This window comes from Weissella sp. DD23, from assembly GCF_001579105.1.
In the GTDB taxonomy this organism is placed as follows: domain Bacteria; phylum Bacillota; class Bacilli; order Lactobacillales; family Lactobacillaceae; genus Weissella; species Weissella cibaria.
In genome coordinates this window covers 1-3,345 of sequence record NZ_KQ970397.1, presented here as the reverse complement: position 1 = coordinate 3,345, position 3,345 = coordinate 1, and the positions used below count along the sequence as shown (strand labels likewise).

General features: G+C 43.7%; 4 protein-coding genes. 1 reads left to right on the top strand and 3 read right to left on the bottom strand.

What is annotated here, in order from left to right; translation table 11 throughout:
- Both WEIDD23_RS09930 and WEIDD23_RS09925 read right to left on the bottom strand, forming a co-directional pair.
- Positions 1-341: cytochrome ubiquinol oxidase subunit I (locus tag WEIDD23_RS09930; protein ID WP_278279499.1), on the bottom strand; the 341-nt coding region annotated here is incomplete at its 3' end.
- Positions 342-584: 243 nt separating this feature from the next.
- A complete protein-coding gene (locus WEIDD23_RS09925) occupies positions 585-1,199 on the bottom strand; it encodes an ECF transporter S component (protein ID WP_010373401.1) in 615 nt (204 codons plus the stop codon).
- A gap of 148 nt (positions 1,200-1,347) precedes the next feature.
- On the opposite strand from WEIDD23_RS09925, the gene WEIDD23_RS09920 reads away from it, so the two are divergent.
- A complete protein-coding gene (locus WEIDD23_RS09920; RefSeq protein WP_010373403.1) occupies positions 1,348-2,295 on the top strand; it encodes an NAD(P)-dependent oxidoreductase in 948 nt (315 codons plus the stop codon).
- 53 nt (positions 2,296-2,348) lie between these two features.
- Here the strand turns inward: WEIDD23_RS09920 and WEIDD23_RS09915 are convergent, their stop codons facing one another.
- The gene (locus WEIDD23_RS09915) at positions 2,349-3,212 is read right to left on the bottom strand and encodes a helix-turn-helix domain-containing protein (protein WP_062358949.1); all 864 of its coding nucleotides are present in this window, start codon (positions 3,210-3,212) and stop codon (positions 2,349-2,351) included.
- Positions 3,213-3,345: the final 133 nt, after the last annotated feature.

Here is a 3,345-nt window from a genome sequence, read left to right as displayed (position 1 = left end):
GTCGATTCCATAAAGAACGCTACCAAGGCTTCAACAGCCAAAGCTGGTCCAAAGATGTCCCCGACATAACGTGAATATCGTGACCAGTTCATCCCAAATTGGAATTCTTGAACGATACCTGTAACAACACCAACAGCGAAACTAAGTAAGAAAATCTTACCCCAGAACTTCGTCATGCGTTTGTATTGCTCATCTTTTTTGATGACATACATCGTCTCCATAATTGCAACAACCAAACCTAGTCCGATTGACAGCGGTACGAAGAAGAAGTGAAATACAGTTGTCATGGCAAATTGCACACGTGCCAAGTCTAAAATAGACAGGCCCATTGTCAAATCCATACTGTTTGCCTCCTATAAAATATTAAATTATCCCTAAACAATGAATAAATGCTTACATAGTTCTAATTGTACAGAGTATGTCCTATTTTTGCCACTTTATTTATGTCACTTTAGAATTTATTCATACAAATCACCCTTTCCGGACATTTGTCGCTAAAAAAATCCCAGCTTCACTAATGAAACTGGGATCTACACCGCAACTATTGGTCTAAGACCAAGTCGCCCTTATCTGAAAAATATGAATTATTCTGCTCGACGCAACACCGTCAAAACAGGTACGCCAATTAATGGCACCAAAATAGCTGACACAATAATTTCAAAAATACCATTGAAACCAGCAACTCCGACAATCAACCAACCAAGCAAGCCGGTTTGTGGGATGCCGGTAAAGGTCGTGTGCATCACGGTAAAGCCAATCCACGTGAAACCAAGTACAAAGAACGTGTTAATAAAGGCAGACAATGCACCAAGACCAACAAGCCAAATTGTTTGTTGCCCCAGTGAACGGTTCCTTACAAAACGCCAATAGAGATAACCAATAACCAACCCCACCAGAATACGTGGCACAAGCGCCGTAATTGGGTTGCGGAAGATCAGTCCACCAATTACAGGTGCGTGTGTCCAAGCATCCCATAGTGCGTATGCTCCCCAAACAAAACCAAGCAACGCACCACGCGCTGGTCCAAGGATAAGTGCACCAATAGCGACCGTCACACTAATAATTTGCACCGCCGCACCCACGGCAAAAGCACCAAGTGGCAAATAACCCAACCATGGAATAATTGATTGTACCAAAATAATTGCAATGAATAGCGCCGTCAATACCATTTGACGAGTCTTCAAGCGTGTATTTGTCATTTCCAATAACCTCTAAATTTATTAATGCGGTTATTATAGCAGGCTATCTGTGCTGACAGTGGAGAAAAGGGAATACACTATTAATAGACGAACTCCTATAAATGACATACACTAATCGTAAGCAACCCAAATCAAGGAGGAATTTATTATGTCACGCTTACTCTTAGAAGTTACAAAATTACAACCGCAAGACATCGTCGTCTTACATGACCTCGATATTACTGTTGTGACACCTGACACAGTCACTGCAGCTGATATCAGCGAAATTGAAATTAGTTACGGCTGGTCAACAGAAATCGGTAAAAAAATACTTGCTGATCCAACTAGCAAACTTCGGTGGGTTCAAACCATGTCGGCTGGTGTCGATTACATGCCTTTAGCAGAGCTTGCAGACCGACAGGTGATGTTAACGAACGCCAGTGGTTTGAAGTCTGTCCCAATTGCCCAATCTGTCATCAGTTATATGCTACATTTCGCCCGGGGGTTAAATGTTTATCAAACCCAAACCCACTGGCAAGAATTCACTGATCAATATACGATTAGCGAGTTACCTACCGTTATCTTTGGAACTGGCAACATTGGACGCCAAATCGCCCACTATCTGAAGGCGCTTGGTGGACGTGTGTATGGCGTCAACACCTCTGGTCACCCAGTTGACGGCTTTGATGACGTTGTCGCAATCGACAATCTCGGTGCACTACCTGATGATATTGCTGTCGTTGTTGACGTCTTGCCTGGTACCGACACAACGGTTAACTTTTTCAACGCTGAACGGTTTGCAACCCTTGGTGATTTGTATTTGTTCATTAATGTTGGTCGTGGCACGACAGTCAACCAAGCTGATTTAATCACGTCCTTGCAAGCAGGGACTATCCGTCAGGCAGCATTAGATGTTACGTTGCCTGAACCATTACCTGATGATTCACCATTGTGGCAACAACCCAACCTACTATTAACACAACATACAACTTGGGCAGAAAATTCTAGTGCAGGACGCGCTGGCAACCTGTTCCCCTTATTTATGAAGAACTTACCAAGTTACTTAGCAAACGAGCCACTATCAGTCAATGTCGTGGATTTAACACGCGGTTACTAATACTAAAACCCCCAGCAAAATTTTTGCCGGGGGTTTTTGGTATTCATTAATAGCTATACCTCTTCAGGCATAACTGGGGCCAAATATTGCTTCACATCGTCTTGCAATTTGGCATCCTTAGAAAATTCAGCAGCTGCATATACTATCATCTTAGCGTTCGTTGACTCTTCTTCTAATGATAAAGCATCCGCACAACGCGACCGCAACATTTGTAGCTCTACCATTTCATGATAGTCTGTCACTTCAGGTGCGGGTAGAATACCAATCGCTTCCGTAACCCGTTCCATCGCTCGTTGCGGATCTTCAACAGCCAAATACATCTCTGCTCGATGACGGTTCGTATGCGCAATGACACGTGCCATACTGAGTTGCACATCCCGTGGTAATCGATGGATAATACCGCGAGCCCGTTCGAAACATTCCGACGCGTTAATGTGTTCACCCTGCGCTAGCCAAGTCGCACCCATCTCCGTGAAAATTTCGACCGTCAACTCATACTGATGCTTTTCGACATCTCCTAAGGCTAACTGCAACAATTGCATAGCGTCCGCAATGCGATTTTCTGCTAATGCAACCCGGGCCGACAAGACATTGTATTCCGGATAGGCAAAGACTGGGATACGACTCATTAACCCCGGATTTTCAAGTGCTTCTGCTGCCTGCTCGATTTCGCGACGTTCAATCAATTGACGCACGACACTCAACGTCGTCAACATGCGATTATCCATGCGTGCGACGTCGGATACCGTTAGTTGTAGCCGATCACATAGCTTTTGTAAAACTGTGATATTCGATACCTCATCTAGTCGTTCAATCCGTGATAGTAACGACTGATGACAAATTCCTTCAGCAGCCTCTGCTTGAGAAATCCCCAATTGTTCACGTCGACGCTTTAGTGCACCACTTAATACCTTCATTACATAATCTCCCAATAATCCATAAGATATTCCTATCTTAACGGGGAGAATATCAACTTACAAGCGCACCCTGTTAACTGTTAACAGGCACGCTAATTAATTTCATAGGCAATTACGAAAGATATCATTGACC

What these genes read in the sequence shown, in the direction of transcription:
- WEIDD23_RS09925 (WP_010373401.1), bottom strand. Translation starts at nt 1,199, where the DNA reads ATGACAAATACACGCTTGAAGACTCGTCAAATGGTATTGACGGCGCTA.
- WEIDD23_RS09920 (WP_010373403.1), top strand. Translation starts at nt 1,348, where the DNA reads ATGTCACGCTTACTCTTAGAAGTTACAAAATTACAACCGCAAGACATC.
- WEIDD23_RS09915 (WP_062358949.1), bottom strand. Translation starts at nt 3,212, where the DNA reads ATGAAGGTATTAAGTGGTGCACTAAAGCGTCGACGTGAACAATTGGGG.